Genomic DNA, 18,936 nt, shown 5'->3' on the forward strand with positions numbered 1-18,936 from the left:
ACCCTGACACCGGTGTCACTGTATTAACGCATAGCATTGACACCGGTGTCAACCCTGAGTAACAAAAATAGTGTAAAATTTTAACGTGACCAATTAATGACCATGCTAATTTTAGTTTATTTGCTAAAATCCGCATAAAAAAAACCCGAATAAGCGTCACTCAAATTCGGGTTACTGTGAAAAACAAAAAAGGGGGTTATTTTATTGCAGCAGTAGACTCGCGGGTAATTAAGCGTGATTCTAGCGTTACCTGATACGGCTGCTCTTGTGGCTGCGAAATATGCGATATAAGCTGCGTAACAGCTTGTTTAGTCATTTCTTCAACAGGTTGTGCAATAGTCGTTAAGCCCGGCCATATATGGCGTGCAATTGGTGCGTTATCAAACCCTGCAATAGAAATATCATCGGGTACGCGTAATTGGCGCTGTGTGGCAAGCTTTAATACCGCCGCCGCCATGTAATCGTTTGATGCAAATACCGCTGTAGGACGTGGCGATAAATCTAAAATGCTGCGCGCACTGTCTACACCTGAGTGATAACTAAAGTTACCCTCTTCTACTAGGCGCTCGTCAAATTCTATACCGTGGCTTGCCAACGCTCGCCTGTAACCTTTAAAGCGCTGTTGCGTAGCACTGTGATCAGGGTGGCCTTTAATAAAAGCAATCGACTTATGACCAAGCGAAATTAAGTGCTCGGTTATTTCATAAGCGCCCTGCTCGTCGTTGCTGCGCACTGAAATTGAATCATCTTCTAGCAGGGCCGATGCAACCCGTGCATAGGGTATTTTTTTAGCTTTTAAAAAATTAGCGAGTTTTTCAAAATCACCAAATGGCGGGGTCAGTACTACGCCATCTAAACGCGAGGTTTGTAATAACTGCTCTATATCGTTAATTAAATCATCGCCACGTAATTCACACGGGTGTATTAGTAAGTTGTAGTTATTTTCTTTACAGGCAGCAAGCGCACCTGTTTGTACGCGAGTTATATAACTTTTACTGGGGTTGTCATATAAGCAGCCAATAATAAAGCTGCGATTTTGCGCAAGTCCGCGTGCTATTGGGTTAGGCGTGTAATCAAGCTCTTTAAATACTTTAAGTACTTTTTCGCGCGTAGCTGCACTCACGTTAGGCTCATTATTTAAAACCCGCGACACGGTTTTTTTAGAAACGCCTGCATGGCTTGCTACGCTATTTATGGTTACTTTTTTCATTTGTTCATTATCCAAATACAACCATTAAGCAAATTTACTTGCTGTTATATAAACACGCACCCGCCCCAATTAGCGGTATGTTATCTTGTGTTACTAAAGTAACTGGAATTTGCCCTGCATATTGCGACATAACACCTTTTTGCGAAAAACGCTCTACAAAACGGCTTTCAAGTAATCGCGTTTGCATACGCGGTAAAATACCGCCGCCTATAAATAGGCCACCTAATGCGCCGTATACTACCGCTAAATCGCCTGCCACACTGCCTATCCAGTCACAAAACTGATTAAGCGTTGCATCGCACACTTCACACTCGCCACTGTTTGCAAGGCTACTAATTTGTGCCGCATCTAAATTTTTAGCTGTAACCCCTTTCACGGCTGCCATTGCTTTGTATAAATGGGCAATACCAGGGCCTGAAAAAACAGTCTCTATAGATACATGAGGGTGCTCTTTTCGAAGCTCGTTAATTAATAAAGCGTCTAGCTCGTTTACAGGAGCAAGCGACATATGCCCGCCCTCAGAGCTTAATACTGCAGTTGACTGCGCTGTACGCACTAAACACGCAGCACCAAAGCCAGTACCTGGTCCCATAACACCAATATTTGCATTTGCATCGGCTTGACCAGGCTTAATAGTAATATTTTGCGTTGAGTCTAAATAAGGCGCTGCATAAGCAAATGCAGCAAAGTCATTAATTACTTCTAATTGTGTTAAATTAAAATGTGCTTTAAATTCACTAACACTAAAGTGCCAACCTAAATTGGTTAAATGCACTTGGCCTGCTTTTATAGGGCCTGCAACAGCTAAACATGCCTGAGTTGGCGTAACATGAGGAATCGTTGTTAGGTATTGTTCAAGTGCGCTTTCTAAAGAGCCAAAATTAGCACTGGGAAATATGTTAATATGCTCAATAACAAATTGGTTAGTTTGCTCATTAAAGTCGGTAATTAATGCAAAGCGCGCATTGGTGCCACCAATATCGGCAACTAAGATAGGGTTAAACTGGGCAGAAGAATTTTGGCTCATGGTATTATCTCTTTTGTGTAAGCGGCTTATGCTTATTATTTTACAACGACTATGCGTTGTTATTTATACACTTTGAGCTATCACCTCAAAGTAGCTATCACAGTAAAAAAGGCTGCTATATAAAATAGCAGCTAATACGTTTTGACAACAAAATGATAAAACATTGACATTATGACACCGGTGTCAGGATTAGATCAATAATAAATCGCAAAAAGCTTGAAATAATTCACTAATAGTCGAAAATGACACAATTATTTAGCATTTAATTAAGTTGTAACAATGAAAGGTAAAGCCACCTCATTTGACATTGCCCATTATGCAGGGGTTTCACAATCAACTGTATCTCGCGCTTTACGTAACAGCCCCCTTGTTAATGAAGAAACACGCAAACGCGTCCACGACATAGCAAAACAACTTAACTATAAAGTTGATAAAAATGCCAGCAACTTACGTACTCAGCAAAGTAGTACCCTTGCGCTATTGTTGTTTGAAGACCCAACATCAGATGAATCACAAATAAACCCATTCTTTTTATCAATGCTGGGCAGTATTACCCGTGCGTGTGCAAAAGAAGGTTACGACTTATTGGTGTCGTTTCAATCAGCTAGCGCCGATTGGCAAGCCGACTACGAAGACAGCCACAGAGCCGATGGTATTATTTTGCTCGGCTATGGTGATTACATAGACTTTCAGCCAAAATTTAAAACCTTGCTTGACCAAAACACTAAGTTTGTATGCTGGGGCGCCACAGTAGATAACCGCCCAGACCTTACTGTATGCTGCGACAACTACGGCGGGGGCAAACTAGCCGCTGGCCATTTAATTGCCCATAGCCGCACCGATTGCGCGTTTATCGGTGATGCATCTGATCACAGCCCAGAATTTTTTGCCCGCTTTCAGGGGTTTAAAGATGAGCTACTTAATAATGGTATAACCATTAATGAGCGAAAAATGGCCAATGCTATTTCTACTGAAGAGTCTGGTTATCATGCTACGCGCTCACTTATTGCTAATAACATTAAATTTAACGCCTTATTTGCCGCTAGTGATTTAATTGCCATTGGTGCAATTCGCGCTTTAAAAGAAGCCAATATTAATGTCCCTAACGAAGTGGCCGTGGTCGGTTTTGATAACATAGCCATTGCAAGCTACATAAACCCACCGCTCACCACCATAGCGCAAGACACCACCGTCGCAGGGCAAATGTTAGTAGAGAACCTGCTTAAATTAATACGTGAAGAAAAAGTACAAAGCACCCTTTTACCGCCGGTATTAATTGCCAGAGGGTCTAGTTAAGAATTTATCACTCAACTTCATTGTGCTTATTAAACATTAAACCCCCACTTAGATACAAAAAAGCCACGGCTGTTAACCGTGGCTTTAATTTTACATTTTGTACTAGCCTTATTTTAAAGCTTTCTCAACAACGGGATAATGATCCCAAACTTGTTTGTCGCTCAGTGAACGGACTAATTTAATATACTCGGCATGAGTCCATGCCAATGGTGTTGCTGAATTAGTTCCCTCGCCTAGCTCATAACCTGCTTTGTTAACCCCTACACCATCCCATACTTGCTCTGGTAACATAAGGCCGTTATTAGCAAATTGCTCTAAGCCTTTCACATAGCTGTTTTTAATTTGCGCTTGTTTAGCATCATCCAGAGCGTTGTTTGCATTAGCCGCTGCGATTTCGTAATGCCCGCGCTCACCGGTGAAAAATGGCCATACACGCCCACGTTGGCCTGGTGTATTACTGCCACCCTCAGCATAGTTTGTGCCTTTAACTTCATCTTCACCGTAGCCATCATTGCCATAGCGGCGGTAGCCTGCAAAAGTGCCGCTGCCATCGTCAAAGCTAAAGCTGTATTTAACTTGTAGGTTATCTTCAAGCGTTTCGTCGTCATACTCAGGTAGTGTTTTAACGATGCTTTCATCATTTGCACCGCGTACGCCATAGCGTACTAGCTCTAAAAAGCCGCCATCTAAAATTTGCTTTTTATTAAACCCTTCGCGGCCATTATTAGCGTTAATTTTAGTGTTTGAGTTTGCATCGGTATCTTGGCCTATACGAATAAAGTATTCGCCATCGCTATTCTCGCCTTTTAAGTTACCTTCGGTAGTAAACATTTGCGATTCAATATCGCTGCTGTATTTTTTAGCCGTGGCAAGGTAGCGCTGCGCGTTTTTATCATCACCACTAAGCGTTGCGATATCGCTTGCGGTAATAAGGCCTGCCACTATTGCCGCAGTTGTAGATGGCGAATAACCGCTTTGCTCTTCCCAGCGCTCTTGTTGTGTTGCCGGTGGTGTAATTTGTGTGTCGTTCCACAAAATTTTAGCAAGTCCGCCCTCTACTAAAAAATCTGCCGCTGGTTTTAACATTTTGCCGTACCAGTTTTTTAGCTCTTCATCGCTAAGTACGTTGGCTTTATGTAACTTCCATGCCAGCATGATAGGCATAGCGGTTTGGTCAAGCTGTACGCCTACCCATTCTAATTCACCATCTACGTGTGTTTTTTGTAAAAACCAGCCTGTATCGCCTTTATTACCTGGTGTTTTGCTATTTACTTGCACTTTTTCAAGGTATTCAAACGCTGTTTTTGCTGTGGCAGTATCACCAAGCGCCATAAATGCCATGGCTACTTGATAAAAATCGCGCACCCATACCGCTTTATAACCCGTAGAACCCTCTTTGGCTGAAACCGTTTCGCCCCATGGGTTAGATAAAGAAGCAATTAATGCCCCTGCGTGTGTTTTATCTTCTTGTGCTTTTAATACCATGGCGCTGGTGTATAAAAGCTTACCGTTATCGGCTGTTTGTTCAACCATGGTATTAAGCGGTTTTAGGCTTTGTAGGTAATCTTCCCAGCCTAGCGCTTCACCTTTGCCGTTGTAGTGATCGAGCACCGTTTGGTACCCTTTAGCTAAGCTTTTTTCGCCTTGCTTTATACTTTGCTGCTGCGTTTTACCAAAGCTCAGGGCTAAATCAAAAGTGGTATTTGCACTTATCTCGCCAAGCTCTGCAAGCATGCTTACATTACCAGCAGTTTCGCCGGTATTTGTGTATTGGGTAGTTATAGATTGCGTAGTTTTAAGGGTGTTAATACCGTCACTTTTTCCTGTAAACCCTACCGTTTTTGCTTTAAATGGTGACGCGGATTGAAGTGATAGATAGTTATCGTTTTCCCATGCTACTAGGCCTTGCTCTGTTGTTTTAGCAAAGTCACCTAAGCCGTTATTATTAATGTACGGATTAACAGACACATACGCTTTTAGCCCTTCAAGCTCAGTATTAAATACGCTGCGTACAAATAGGGTTTGCCCATCTGGGTCAGTAAAGATGTGTTTTTCTAGGCTAAAACGGCCTTGTTTATCAGTGCTTGTTACTTTATAAGCCAGCGATAACGGGCGACCTTGTGCATCTTTATGTAAGTAATCAATGGTGACATTTAAATCATCCGCTTCACTAACGGTAAAATCTTTACCTGTTACTATAAATTGCATGTCTTTTATTTGTGCTTGGTGAATAAGCCCAAACATGGTTTCGGTGATCATACCTTTAGCTATTGAAAACCATACTTTAGACACATCCCCCGTTGCAGCTGCATCAGTGTATTGGCCGTTTTGGTATTGCTCGTATGATGTACCAATACCTGTTTTACCCGCATAAGCCCAAAAAGGCTCTGCGCCTGGGGCGCCTGGTGCTGATGTAACCTGTGCTGTGGTACTTTCGTTAGTCGTGCTTGTGTTTTGAGCGCCGCAAGCCGTTAAACCTAACGTTAAAAGAGAGGCGGTTATAAGGTTATATTTTTTCATTGTGTGTCCTTAATGAGAATTTTTAACGCGCATTACTGCAACAGCAGCAACAACAAACGAAGCTGCACCAATTAATAATGCGTAAATAGGCTGATTAGAAAATACGTGGCGTAAAATAAGCCCTAAAACACTGGCGGCAAGTAACTGAGGTATAACTATAAAAAAGTTAAAAATCCCCATATAAACGCCCATTTTGTTACTCGGTAGTGCGTTACTTAACATGGCATACGGGAGTGATAAAATAGACGCCCAAGCAAACCCTACTCCAATCATAGGTATAAGTAACATTTTAGGGTCTTGAATAAACATAAAGCTTGCAAGACCTAACGCGCCCAGCAATAAATTAAAGCAATGCGCGCCTTTTAATCCCATTTTTTTAACTAAAAACGGAATACACATAGCGGCAATTGCGGCAAATCCATTGTAAGCGGCAAATAAAATACCCACCCAGTCTGCGCCATCGTTAAATGCTTTAGAAGTTGCATCACTACTACCATAATGAAAGCTTGTTACTGCAGCGGTGGTATAAATCCACATAGCAAATAAAGTAAACCAGCTAAAAAACTGCACCCAAGCAAGCTGCTTCATAGCCTCCGGCATAGTAAATACATCTTGTACTACTTGGTAAAAACCACCTTGGGTTTTATTCGCACTTTTAAGCGCCGCTGCAATCCACTGCACAATACCAAACGCTAATAAACCACCAGCAAGTAGGTATAATTCTTTTTCAAGGGATAAGCCCATGACTAATGCAAGAGTTGCTAAACCCAGTACCACAAAAATAATGGCACCTTTATTAAAGTTAATATCAACCACTTTGCTTGTAGTAGGTTGAGCGCTTTGCTTTTCAAAAGCCGCTAATTGCTCAGGGCTGTATTCTTTAGTACGTGCTACGGTCCAAAGCACGGCGACAAGTAACACCACCCCGCCCCAATAAAATGAGTATTTAACAGATTCAGGAATTTGCCCTGGGGCTGCGGTATTACTTACATCAAACCAGTTGGTCATCATCCATGGTAGCGCTGAGGCTAACACCGCCCCAATACCAATAAAAAAGCTTTGTAAACCGTAGCCTGTCGCGCGTTGCTTTTCTGGCAAGTTATCACCAACAAGTGCTCTAAACGGTTCCATGGTTACGTTGATTGACGCATCCATGATCCATAACATACCCGCGGCAATCCAAAGCGTTGGTGAATGCGGCATAATAAATAGTGAAAGCGTTGTTAACACTGCACCTAAAAAAAAGAACGGACGACGACGGCCAAAGCGCCCCCACGTTTTATCACTCCAATAGCCTATAATAGGCTGAACAATTAAGCCTGTAAGCGGGGCTGCAACCCATAAAATGGGAATATCATCAACTTGTGCGCCTAATGTTTGAAATATTCGGCTCACATTGCCGTTTTGCAGGGCAAAACCAAATTGTATGCCTAAAAAGCCAAAGCACATGTTCCATATTTGCCAAAAACTTAAATTTGGCTTATCGGTATTATTATTTTGATTATTCATTATTAGCCTTATTTGTTAATACTGCGCTGCTAAATGCATCAAGTGTGAGGTTAAATGTAGCGCATTGCGGGTGAGCTTTAAGCTCGGTGGTGTGATTTTCAAGTAAATCATTTAATAGCGTATTTTCACTCATTGCACCTAATTGTGCCTTTGATAAATTAACCGTAACTGTTTGTGGCTGCTCGCTAAAGTTACTTAACACATACACACTTTGCTGGCCTAAAGAGCGGGTAAAACCAACAACACGTTCACTTCCTACAAGGTTAAGTGCCGACATTTCTCCGCCTACTACAGCAGGTAAACTATTCAGTGACATAACCGCTTTGTAGTAATCACGAAGTGCTACTTGCTCTGCGGTTAAATTAGCGCCATCAAATTTTCCGTTATTCATCCATGCTTGGTGCGCTGGAACGCCAATGTAGTCAAAAATACTGGTACGTGTCGGCGCTCCAAACCCCGCGTTTTCAGAGCCATCTTCTCCCACATCTTGAGCAAAATATAAAAGTGTTGGCGCGCGGCTAATTAAATTAGAAACAACTAAAGCAGGTTTACCCCACTGGGCATTACCCGCAAAATCCGGGCTTGCGATTCGTTGCTCGTCGTGATTTTCTAAAAAATGCAGCATGTGTTGCTCTATATCGAGCACACTTTGATGCGCATCAAAAATACTATTGGCAGGTTGTTTAAGTTGCATTATCGCTTTTAAGGTATCGTAAAAGCCGACTTTATCGTAAAGGTAATCCATTTTACCTTGCTGAATATAGGCACGGTACATTAACGGGTTATATACTTCGGCCAATAAAAAGGCATCGCTTTTTTTCATTTTTATTGACGAATTTAAAAAGCTCCAAAATTCAACCGGTACCATTTCGGCCATGTCGTATCTAAAGCCATCAACGCCTTTGTCTAACCAAAAAAGCGCAATGTCTCTAAATTTGTACCAGCTATCTGGTAGCTCTTTATCTTGCCAAAACGCATAATGATCACGGTAATCTTTGTCTTTATAGTCGTTTGGCAGCTGAGCAAAATCGTAGCTACCATCTGGCTTTACGCCATAATTTACTTTTACTGTTTCGTACCAATCGTTAATATCGGGTTTTGGTGCACGGGCACCGTTACCTGTCCATTTAGCAGGTGTTTCATCAAAAAAGCCATCCGCAAGTGGGTGATCCTTTCCACCTAACACGGTATAAGTTGTAGAAGTAGGCACTTGAAATGACTGCCCAGGCACATAATAAAAGTTGTTATTTTTATCGTACGTTTTACTGGTGTCGTCTTGTGCGCCGAAATCCTCTACGCCTTTAGGCTTTCCAAGTGATTGATAATTTCGGGCAACATGGTTAGGCACTATATCAATAATGACTTTCATACCGTGGCTATGTGTACGTTCAATAAGCTGGCTAAACTCTCCCATGCGGTTTGTTACATTAACGGCTAAATCGGGGTTAACATCGTAGTAATCTTTAATTGCGTACGGTGACCCTGCGCGACCTTTTACTACATCGGGGTCATCTTGTGAAATGCCGTAGTCGGTATAATCGCCCACTAGCGCGTGGTGTAATACACCGGTATACCAAACGTGCGTGGTACCTAGCTCTTTAATACCTTTGAGGGCTGCATCGTTAAAGTCGGCAAATTTACCTACGCCGTTTTGCTCTTTAGTGCCCCATGGCACATTGGCTGTTTCGGTATTACCAAACAAACGGGTAAATACTTGATATACAACCGGCTTGGTAAGCTCATTTTGCGTGTGGGCAGGTGCTTGCTGTTGTTCAGGTTTGTTATTTTCTGAACACCCTGTAGCAATAAGTGCACTACACAGTACTGCGGGTACATAAACTGATTTTTTCATTGTGTGTCTTTTTTGTCAGTATTGTTATTAACTTTATACTAAAGATTACTGCAGCAACCATACAGTTGCTGCATACGTATTCAGGTCACTATTGTGGCGTATTTATAACGAGTACCGTTGCGCTCATCGCTGGTAATTCAATGGTTTTGCCAAGCTTTTGTGTTTTTTGAGTAAATAAATTAAATGCTGTTGTGCTGTTAGGCATTACCTCTTGCATATACTCAATATTTTTTTGTAGCGTTTGTGTGTTTTTATTCATAAATACCAACACTGTTTGCTCATCGCTAATACGCGCATAACTATAAACCCCTTGTTGAGGCGTAAAGTGTACAAGCTTTCCTTTATCTAATGCTGAGCTGTTTTTTCTAAAGTTAAGCAGCGTACTGATGGTGTTATGCATCTCTTTTTGCTGTTTTGTTAAGCCCTCTTTGGTAAAGGCATTACGTGTTTGGCCTTCAAACCCGCCGGGGAAGTCGATTCTAATATCACCATGGTCTTTACTTGGGGTGTTATCTAATAGTACTTCCGTACCGTAATACATTTGCGCTATGCCACGTGTGGTTAAAAACAAGGTCATCGCCATTTTTGTTTTGGCTACATCTTGGCCAAGCTCTGTGTAAACACGGCTCATATCGTGGTTATCGGCAAATACCATAATGTTATTGGTATCAGGGTATAAAAAGTCATTAGCTAACGATTCATATACTTTAACCCAACCCGTGTTCCAGCTTTCATCTTCATTTAGCGCTTGAATTACCGACTCTTGCAACGAAAAGTCCATCACGCTTGGTAAGCTTGATGTATAGCCATCTTGGTTATGCTTTCCACGTTGCCAGTAAGAGGCAATAGCAGGGTTAGACGTCCACTCTTCTCCAACAATATTAAAGTCTGGGTACTCTTGCATTATGGCTTTTGTCCAATCACTCAAAAATGCTTTATCTGAATACGAGTAGGTATCAACACGTATGCCGCTTAAATCGGCGTATTCTATCCACCAAATCGCATTTTGAATTAAGTATTCACTTAACAGTGGTTGGCGCTGATTTAAATCAGGCATGGTTTCTACAAACCAGCCATCGTTAAACTGGCGCTTGTCGTATTCACTGGCGTGTGGGTCTTGTATGGTTTGGCGCGCATGGCTGGTGGCATTTTTGCCTTTATTAAACTCACCATTAAAGTTAATCCAATCTTTAGTTGGCTTATCGTTAACCCAAGTATGCTCAGAGCCAAAATGGTTAAGGACCATATCCATTACCAGGCCTATACCCTGCTCTTTTGCTTTTACTGATAACGTTTTGTATAACTGGTTTGAGCCCATGCGTGGGTCAACCTTATAAAAGTCTGTAATTGCATAACCATGATAAGAATAATTAGGCATGTTGTTTTCAAGCACTGGGGTTAACCAAAGCTGTGTTACGCCTAAGTCGTTTAAATAGGGAAGCGCGTTTATAACGCCCTGAATATCACCACCGTGGCGCCCACCTTTTATACTCGGGTTTGCCGCTTCTAACATGCTAGGGACGGTATCGTTTTGTTTATCACCATTAGCAAAGCGATCTGGGTTAATTAAATAAAGCGTATCAGCTGATGTAAACCCTTGACGCTGAGCGCTGTTTTTATCTCGCTCAAGAAGTGGAAACTCAAAGTTATTGCTTGTTTCGCTGCTATTAAATTCAAGCGTTCCGGCTTTAGCGGCGTCGGTAATGGTAATATTTAAAAATACATAATTTGGATTGTCGGTACGGGTTACTTTATTTAACTTAACGCCGTTGTATTTAGCTAATTTAATTTGCTCGTTTGCAATGTTTTGCTCATGAACCATGATGGTAATCGTGTTTTTGTTCATGCCAACCCACCAATTAGCTGGCTCAACGTCAAGTGCGTAGCTAATGGTTGGTAAAGTACAGGCACTTACAAGTAAAAGTTTTTTTAAAAGTTGCATCATCAGGCCTTTTTAATTTTTGCTAAAAAATCTTTATGAGTGGGTAATTGATCTACCGTTGAGGTAATAAGCGTTTTTAGTGTTGAGAATAAATCGTTTAGTTGTTCACTACTGAGTGAGTCAACAATGCTGTTGTAATCTTCGGGGATAAGTCCTTGCCCAATAAACACCTGTTGCCAGGCAACTTCGGCAAATAATTCGTCGTTTTCGCGCACTACTTTGCCGGTTTGCTTAAATAATTTGAGCTTGTGAGCCAATGAGTCAGGAATGTCCATTTGCTTACATTGTCGCCAAAATGGGGAGTCTTCTCGCGCTGTTAGTGTATAATGCAATATTATAAAATCACGAATGTGCTCTATTTCTATCACGCTTTGCTTATTAAATTCAGTAACTAAAGCTTCGCTTATGCCATTGTGTGGAAACAGCTTTATTAAACGGGTTACGGCACTTTGTATTAAATGAATACTGGTAGACTCTAGCGGCTCTAAAAAGCCACTGGCAAGGCCAACCGATACCACATTTTTATGCCATTGTTTTAACCGCCGTCCTGTTTTAAATTTAATCACCCGCGGCTCAGTCATTGGCTCAGCGGGTAAATTATTTAATAATAACTGCGTTGCCGCATCGTCAGATAAATAACGACTACAGTACACCAAGCCATTACCTATTCGGCTTTGCAGCGGTATTTGCCACTGCCAGCCTGCGCTGTGTGCAATTGAACGCGTATAAGGTTTTAGCTCGCTAGTACCTTGAGACTGCACCGCTACGGCGCTATCACACGGTAAATAATGAGACCAATCGACAAAACCGGTGTTAAGGGTTTGCTCTATGAGTAAGGCGCGCTGGCCTGTAGCGTCTATAAAAAGGTCGCCGTTTATCTGCTGTGTGTTACCAAGGGTTAATGATTTTAACTTCCCTGATAGAGGGCATTGTTCAACCTGCTCTATTTTGGCATCAATATGCTCAACACCGCGTGATGTTGCGAGCTTTTTTAAAAACTCAGCATATAACGTTGCGTCAAAGTGATACGCATAACTCAAGCCAGGCAATTGTGTATTAGGTAGGGTATTTAAAGGTGCAAATTTATGCTGTTTAGCCGCTTGGTAGTTAAGAGAAAAATCCCATAAGCTTTCTTCTGCACCGCTAATATGCCCTTTTACCCAAAAATTGTAAAAATCGCAAAAGGGGAAGTCTTTTCCAAATGAGCCAAAAGCATGCATGTAGCTATGAGAGGGGGTTTTCCAATTTTCGAACTCAATTCCTAATTTTATAGATGCATTTGTAGCGTTTATAAAATCTTGCTCGTTTATACCCAGTGCATTGTTAAGTTGAATAATAGGCGGAATTGTTGCTTCACCCACGCCTATAGTGCCAATAGTACTTGACTCAATAAGGGTTATTTTAATTACTTTACCTAACACTTTATTAAGCAAGGCGGCTGTTATCCACCCTGCCGTGCCCCCGCCTGCGATTACGACGTGTTTTATTGGTTTCATATTATTGTCCACGTTTACAGTTTAAAGCTTTGTTAAGTTTGATAAAATTTAGATAAAGTAGCTATAAAAAAGCCCTTGTAAAACAAATTACAAGGGCTCCTACACACAACCTTTATTATAGCTTGTAGCTAAAGCCTAACAAGTAAGTACGTCCGTAATCTTGGTAGTCACGAACTTGTAGCGCGTTATCGCCAGAAAGCGATGTAAACGGCTCTTCTGTTAAGTTTTGAACTTGGAACTGAATTGATAACCCTTCAAGGCTTTCAACACCGGCCTCACTAAAGTCGTAGCCAGCTTGAATGTCCCAAATTGTTTCGCCTAGGATATCCACTTGCTCGGTATCAAAGCCTAGCCCGTATACATCACCTTTAAAGGCACTACGTTTACGCATGCTGGTACGCAGTTGAATACCATTCATTTCGTAGTAAACCGTTAAGCTTTGAATTTTATCTGAAAGACCCGGTAGCTCGTACTCATTACCGTTTTGATCTTCAATATCAGACTCAATACCTGTATGGCTTGCAATTAAACCAAAGCCTTCAAGTGACGGGTGGAAAATTTTAAATGGTAACGCTAGAGATAGCTCGTAACCGTATAGGTCACCGCCGCCGCCATTTACTTTACCACTACCAGTACCTTCAGAAGTAGCTGGGATTTCACCTGTTGAAGGGTCAGCAACGCCCGACATATCAATTTCGTATGTGCCGTCAAAAATCCACTGGGTTAAGTCTTTATAGAAAAACGCAGCAGAGAAGTAACCTTCATCGCTAAAGTAGTTTTCGTACGTTAAATCGTAACCAGTTGCTTCTTTAGGCTCTAGGTTAGGGTTACCACCCGATACAGACCAAAAGTTACCATTTTCATCAGGCGTTGTGTTGTATGATGCATCAATAGATGAGTTCATTTCGTCCAAACGGGCGCGTGAGATTGTTTTAGCTGCACCAAAACGCACTGTTTGCTGCTCATCAATCGCAAGTGATAAGTTCAAACTTGGTAAAACGTGTGAATAATCGTGGCTAATATTGGTAGGTGATGCCACAACAATGCCATCTACAGTACTAAATGCATTACCTTGCGATGACTGGTCAGTGTGAACGTAACGTACACCGATATTACCCGTTAACGCTAAGCCGCTTACTTCGGCATTAATATTAGCTTGTGCAAATGCAGAGGTAATTTCTTCTTTTACGGTCCACGATTTAGTTAAATGGCTAGTATTTGTTAAGCTTTCATCAAGTAAGTCGTAGTAGCCGTCATTAACAAGACCATTTACATCGTAGGCAATCATATCGCCCATGCCAATAAAGTCTAAATCAACGCTGCCCATTCGATACTGCTCTGGCACGGTAACTAAACCCGGGTTATCAAGTGAAAACCCAGATAACGTCATAAAGAAGCCCTGCGAATCTTTGGTTTTTTCGCGCTCTTTATAAGACATACCAAATTCAATTGAGCTGAAGTATTCGTTTTCTAATACTTTAGATGCCGCTAGTTTTAATGTAGATAACTCATCTTCAATTGTAGGTGCATTAATGAAACCATCTTGCGCTTGGTTTTCATACTCGGTGCCGGTTAAGCCATATTTATCATTTAAAGCAGAGCTTGCACCCCATGATAAAGGACCACCTAATTGCATTAAGCTGTAATCGCTGTAATCTAAATCGTGAGTAAACGTAGCACCTGTATTACCACCGTTAAATGTGTAACCTAGGTTATCTGCAACACCGCGAGCATCGCCTCGGCCTGTTCCAGAGTAACTCTCAAGACTCCAAATTTTACGGTCTACTTGAGAGTAACTTGCGTCAAACTCTACTGACCACGAGTCATCAATATCGTATTTAGTGTTAAAGCCAAACGCGGTTAATTCTGCTTCACGCTCTTCGTAGTCGTTACGCACAACCACACGTTGGCCATTTGTTACCGCACTGGTAATAAAGCCACTTGCGTCATCTACAGCTACGCTTGCAGGGTCAATCGAACCTTGACCCCATGCGAATGGAATTTCGATACCACGTAAGATTTTTTCGTCTGTAAAATCAACATATAACGCATCAAACGTCATGTTTAATTTGTCTGTAGGAGCGGCCTCTAGCACGAGCATCGCTGAGTCACGTTCTAGGGTTGATGAACGTACAAATGGTTTTGCACCCCCTAATATAGAGTACGTTTGACCATCATCAGCAGTAAATTCAGGGTAACCCCAAGAGTTCCAACGTTTTTCTTGATTTGGAGAGCTCATGGTATTTAGTGCAAACGCAACACCTATGGTGTCATCTGCAAATTGATCAATGTATGAAATAGTACCGCGGTAACCATCGTCGTTACCGTCTGGGTTTAGTTTATCAAAGCTAGTTTGCTCGTATTGGCCGTTAACTTGAAATACACGCTCGCCTTTGCTTAAAGGACGTACTGTTTGCATGTTAATAACACCGGCAATACCTTCTGCTTCAATACTTGCATTAGGCGTTTTATATACGGTAACGCCGCTCATAATTTCTGATGGGTAAAGGTCAAACTCTACGCCACGGTTATCGCCAATAGATACTTGCTCGCGGCCATTAAATGTGGTGCCACTTTCGTTTTCACCAAATCCACGAATTGATACTCTACTTGCGCGACCATCTAGGCGCTGCGCCGTTAAACCTGGTAAGCGTGCAATAGACTCAGCAATAGACGAGTCAGGAAGTTTACCTATATCTTCAGCTGAAATTGACTCAACGACTTGAGTAGAAAAACGCTTTGTGTTGATTGATTCTACAACACTGCCACGAAAGCCTTTTACTTCGATAACCTCAACGTCATCATTTTTAACTGTATCTTCTTGTGCTGCTACAGAGGCAAAGCTTGCTAATCCTGCAGTAGCCATTGCCAACGTTAATATACTTGGTTTGAACATAGACATGATGTTTTCCCGTTACCCATATTGTGATACTCGCTTCTTTATTTGAGTGATAGTCAAACAGGCGAGCTAATTTTGTTGTCAGCATCAATATTAACGCTCGAATTATTTTATTAACAACTTTATGCATACGTATTCAGTACTATGCAAAAGGCTAAAAGTTAACAATGTGTTCACAAATAAAACTTTAACCTACTGTTTTAAATAGTTTTATATTGGTGCAACCTAGTGATTTATTATCATTATAAAAATACATCAATTATTTACCTGAAATCCCTTTGTCATCGTTTGTAAATAGCGTTAATTAAAGGTTTTTTATAAATTTACACGCATATCTTTTGTAAAGATTACCAGATTAAATTGGTCTGACCAAAGAGTGGAATCACCAAAGCTGTGCAGCCCTTTAAAAATAAGCACCAAAATAGTCAGCTGTTTTAGTTACACTTAAATAAACACAATTGGTAAAATTGCTGCAGCGGTTTTTATGGGTAACTTTCCGCTTAGCTTAAACCGCTTTTATGTAAGTAAATTAGCTGCATACGTATGCAGACTTTTTACAGAGCAGCACCCTTCACGTATGCTTTTTGAAAATTTAGTGATTGTTTCAATCAAACTAATAACAATATAAATACTGTGTGGAACGACGGAGAAAAGCATGGCCCAACAGCAGTGGTATAAAGGTGCGGTTATTTATCAGGTTTACCCGCGAAGCTTTCAAGACAGCAATAACGATGGTATTGGTGATCTTAAAGGGATAATTAATCGCATTGATTACATTAAAAGCTTAGGCGTTGACGCTATTTGGATTTCTCCTTTTTTCAAATCTCCAATGAAAGATTTTGGCTACGACATAAGTGACTATCGCGATATAGACCCCATATTTGGTGACCTAAACGACTTTGATGAGTTAATAGATCAAGCACATAAACGCGACATTAAAATTATTATTGACCAAGTGTTAAGCCATACATCAGACCAACATCAATGGTTTTTAGATAGCCGCGAAAACCAAAACAATGATAAAGCTGACTGGTACGTATGGGCGGATGCTAAAGAAGATGGCACAGCGCCTAATAACTGGTTATCTATTTTTGGTGGCGGTGCTTGGCAATGGGAGCCTCGTCGCGGTCAATACTATTTACATAACTTTTTAACCGAACAGCCTGATTTAAACTTTCATAACCCAGATGTAAGAAAAGCTGTTTTAGAAAACGTAGAGTTTTGGCTTAAAAAAGGTGTAGATGGTTTTAGATTAGACGCTATTAACTTTTGCTACCACGATGCACAATTACGTGACAATCCAGCAAAGCCTAAAGATAAACGCCAAGGCCGTGGCTTTAGTGAAGATAACCCATATGCGTTTCAGTACCATTATTATAATAACACCCAGCCAGAAAACATTGAGTTTATGCAAGACATACGAGCACTACTTAATAAATACCCGGGTACTGTATCACTTGGTGAAATTTCATCGGAAGATTCATTGGCAACAATGGCAGAATATACCCAAGGCGGTGATAAGCTGCATATGGGTTACAGTTTTGAGCTACTCACGGATGATTATTCAAGTGAATACATAAGAGAAACCGTACAGACTCTAGAGCAACGCATGACTGAAGGTTGGCCGTGCTGGGCGTTTAGCAACCATGATGTAGAGCGTGTTGCGAGCCGCTGGAGCCAAAATGGTGAAATAAACCCAGCACAATGCAAAATGCTTACAGCCCTACTTGCTTCATTACGTGGTAGCGTATGTATGTACCAAGGTGAAGAGCTGGGGCTAGGTGAAGCCTCTGTAGCATTTGAAGACCTACAAGACCCATATGGCATTACCTTTTGGCCAAACTTTAAAGGTCGCGACGGCTGTAGAACGCCAATGCCATGGGAAGGTAACAACACACAAAACGCAGGATTTAGTGCTGCTAAACCGTGGTTACCGGTTGATAGCGCGCATACGCAGCAGGCTGTGTCTGTACAAGATAAAGATGCAAACTCTATACTTAATGCTTATCGTGAGTTTATGGCATGGCGTAAACAGCATACTGTGTTATTAGCAGGCGATATTAAGTTTATTGATACTGCTGAGCCTATCCTCGCTTTTTACAGAACGCTAAACGAGCAAACTATGTTATGTGTGTTTAACTTAGCTGATAGCAATCAAACATTTGAGTTGACTAAAACAGTGACTGAGGCGCATGACTCACTATCTCACTGTAATGCTACTTTAGATGGTAATAAACTAAACATGAGTGGTTTTGGCTGTTACTTTGCTTTTGTAAAATAAGAATGCCCTGACTAATAATACTCAAAAGCCCGATTTTATCGGGCTTTTTTGTGCGCTCAAATAGTGGGACTGCTATAGCCGGTTTTAAGACGAAATACAGGCCACCAAACCACTCACTTAACCTTTCTAATGTGATTGTGTTTTACTATTTAAATAATCAGTGAGCGCAAATAACACGCCAGAGCTTACAAAGGTGACATGGATAATCACTTTCCAAAATAGCTCCTCACTTGAATGAATATTAGAATTAATAAATACCTTTAAAAGCTCAACCGCAGATATGGCAACAATTGCGCTAATAAGCTTCATTTTTAAGCCTGAGAAACCTACTTTTCCCATCCATGACGGCCTATCTTCGTGGCCCTCAATATTAAGCTTTGACACAAAGTTCTCATAACCACTAAAAATAATAATAAGTAATAAACCAGCCAGTAAAGCGGTATCAACGAGGGTAAGTACACCCACCAATAACTCTTGGTTTGTTGCACTAAAAGTGGCAATACCCATTAAATAAAGTTGCTTAAAAAACTTTATTAATAGCAATATTACAGCAAATAGTAGGCCTACAAAAAACGGGGCTAATAACCAGCGCCCTTTAAATATAAACGACTCTAAGCCCTGCTCTACTTTGTGTATTTTACGAGGCGTACTGGTTGGTTTTGCTTGGTGTTCTGACATTAATCTATCTTTTTATAAAAAAGCGACCTTAGCTTATAATTTATTACAACACAATTACTTATATAATTATTTAAGCGTAATTTACTCATCTTGACGATAAAAATTTTTCGTTATCTTTTATTTTAATTTCGATTAAAAATCACTACACCAACAGAGTTGTTCTGCATTGGGCACTATTTAAATACAGCTTTAAAATGTATTTAAATCGTTAAACCATTTATTTAGG

The 18,936-nt window shown here is 41.0% G+C and carries 11 protein-coding genes; 2 read left to right on the plus strand and 9 right to left on the minus strand.

The window, feature by feature from the left end; translation table 11 throughout:
• Window positions 1–196 precede the first annotated feature (196 nt).
• Complete coding sequence (locus MSC25_RS02920; RefSeq protein ID WP_024034047.1) at window positions 197–1,210, minus strand: LacI family DNA-binding transcriptional regulator; 1,014 nt, start codon at window positions 1,208–1,210, stop codon at window positions 197–199.
• A 34-nt stretch (window positions 1,211–1,244) separates the two neighbouring features.
• Window positions 1,245–2,237 carry a glucokinase gene (gene glk, locus MSC25_RS02925; RefSeq protein ID WP_024034046.1) on the minus strand — a complete coding sequence of 331 codons (993 nt, stop codon included), beginning with the start codon at window positions 2,235–2,237 and terminating at the stop codon, window positions 1,245–1,247.
• Between the two features lie 279 nt (window positions 2,238–2,516).
• Here glk and MSC25_RS02930 point away from each other — a divergent pair, with 279 nt between their 5' ends.
• A complete protein-coding gene (locus MSC25_RS02930) occupies window positions 2,517–3,533 on the plus strand; it encodes a LacI family DNA-binding transcriptional regulator (RefSeq protein ID WP_248442517.1) in 1,017 nt (338 codons plus the stop codon).
• Between the two features lie 108 nt (window positions 3,534–3,641).
• On the opposite strand, the gene MSC25_RS02935 is transcribed toward MSC25_RS02930, so the two are convergent.
• The 6 genes from MSC25_RS02935 to MSC25_RS02960 all read right to left on the minus strand — a co-directional run bounded on the left by MSC25_RS02935 (window position 3,642) and on the right by MSC25_RS02960 (window position 15,754).
• A complete protein-coding gene (locus MSC25_RS02935; RefSeq protein WP_248442519.1) occupies window positions 3,642–6,053 on the minus strand; it encodes a glycoside hydrolase family 15 protein in 2,412 nt (803 codons plus the stop codon).
• A gap of 9 nt (window positions 6,054–6,062) precedes the next feature.
• Window positions 6,063–7,562, minus strand: a complete 1,500-nt coding sequence (locus tag MSC25_RS02940) for an MFS transporter (protein WP_248442520.1) — start codon at window positions 7,560–7,562, stop codon at window positions 6,063–6,065.
• Window positions 7,555–9,414, minus strand: a complete 1,860-nt coding sequence (locus MSC25_RS02945) for an alpha-amylase family protein (protein ID WP_248442522.1) — start codon at window positions 9,412–9,414, stop codon at window positions 7,555–7,557. The genes MSC25_RS02940 and MSC25_RS02945 overlap by 8 nt, the downstream gene beginning before the upstream one ends.
• 88 nt (window positions 9,415–9,502) lie before the next feature.
• Window positions 9,503–11,359 carry a glycoside hydrolase family 13 protein gene (locus MSC25_RS02950; RefSeq protein ID WP_248442524.1) on the minus strand — a complete coding sequence of 619 codons (1,857 nt, stop codon included), beginning with the start codon at window positions 11,357–11,359 and terminating at the stop codon, window positions 9,503–9,505.
• Complete coding sequence (locus MSC25_RS02955; RefSeq protein WP_248442526.1) at window positions 11,359–12,852, minus strand: tryptophan halogenase family protein; 1,494 nt, start codon at window positions 12,850–12,852, stop codon at window positions 11,359–11,361. The genes MSC25_RS02950 and MSC25_RS02955 overlap by 1 nt, the downstream gene beginning before the upstream one ends.
• Window positions 12,853–12,967: 115 nt before the next feature.
• Window positions 12,968–15,754, minus strand: a complete 2,787-nt coding sequence (locus MSC25_RS02960) for a TonB-dependent receptor (protein ID WP_004587796.1) — start codon at window positions 15,752–15,754, stop codon at window positions 12,968–12,970.
• A 652-nt stretch (window positions 15,755–16,406) separates the two neighbouring features.
• On the opposite strand from MSC25_RS02960, the gene MSC25_RS02965 reads away from it, so the two are divergent.
• Window positions 16,407–18,032: an alpha-glucosidase family protein gene (locus tag MSC25_RS02965; RefSeq protein ID WP_096041840.1), complete on the plus strand. Its 1,626-nt coding sequence runs from the start codon at window positions 16,407–16,409 to the stop codon at window positions 18,030–18,032.
• Window positions 18,033–18,158: 126 nt separating this feature from the next.
• Here MSC25_RS02965 and MSC25_RS02970 read toward each other — a convergent pair whose 3' ends face one another.
• On the minus strand, window positions 18,159–18,710 hold the full coding sequence (locus MSC25_RS02970; RefSeq protein ID WP_096041841.1) for a TIGR00645 family protein: 552 nt from the start codon (window positions 18,708–18,710) through the stop codon (window positions 18,159–18,161).
• Window positions 18,711–18,936: the final 226 nt, after the last annotated feature.

This window comes from Pseudoalteromonas sp. 1CM17D, from assembly GCF_023161805.1.
Lineage (GTDB): Bacteria > Pseudomonadota > Gammaproteobacteria > Enterobacterales > Alteromonadaceae > Pseudoalteromonas > Pseudoalteromonas atlantica.

Coding starts and splice junctions, on each gene's coding strand:
- MSC25_RS02930 (WP_248442517.1), top strand. CDS start 2,517: ATGAAAGGTAAAGCCACCTCATTTGACATTGCCCATTATGCAGGGGTT.
- MSC25_RS02960 (WP_004587796.1), bottom strand. CDS start 15,754: ATGTCTATGTTCAAACCAAGTATATTAACGTTGGCAATGGCTACTGCA.
- MSC25_RS02920 (WP_024034047.1), bottom strand. CDS start 1,210: ATGAAAAAAGTAACCATAAATAGCGTAGCAAGCCATGCAGGCGTTTCT.
- MSC25_RS02965 (WP_096041840.1), top strand. CDS start 16,407: ATGGCCCAACAGCAGTGGTATAAAGGTGCGGTTATTTATCAGGTTTAC.
- MSC25_RS02940 (WP_248442520.1), bottom strand. CDS start 7,562: ATGAATAATCAAAATAATAATACCGATAAGCCAAATTTAAGTTTTTGG.
- MSC25_RS02950 (WP_248442524.1), bottom strand. CDS start 11,359: ATGATGCAACTTTTAAAAAAACTTTTACTTGTAAGTGCCTGTACTTTA.
- MSC25_RS02935 (WP_248442519.1), bottom strand. CDS start 6,053: ATGAAAAAATATAACCTTATAACCGCCTCTCTTTTAACGTTAGGTTTA.
- MSC25_RS02955 (WP_248442526.1), bottom strand. CDS start 12,852: ATGAAACCAATAAAACACGTCGTAATCGCAGGCGGGGGCACGGCAGGG.
- MSC25_RS02970 (WP_096041841.1), bottom strand. CDS start 18,710: ATGTCAGAACACCAAGCAAAACCAACCAGTACGCCTCGTAAAATACAC.
- glk (WP_024034046.1), bottom strand. CDS start 2,237: ATGAGCCAAAATTCTTCTGCCCAGTTTAACCCTATCTTAGTTGCCGAT.
- MSC25_RS02945 (WP_248442522.1), bottom strand. CDS start 9,414: ATGAAAAAATCAGTTTATGTACCCGCAGTACTGTGTAGTGCACTTATT.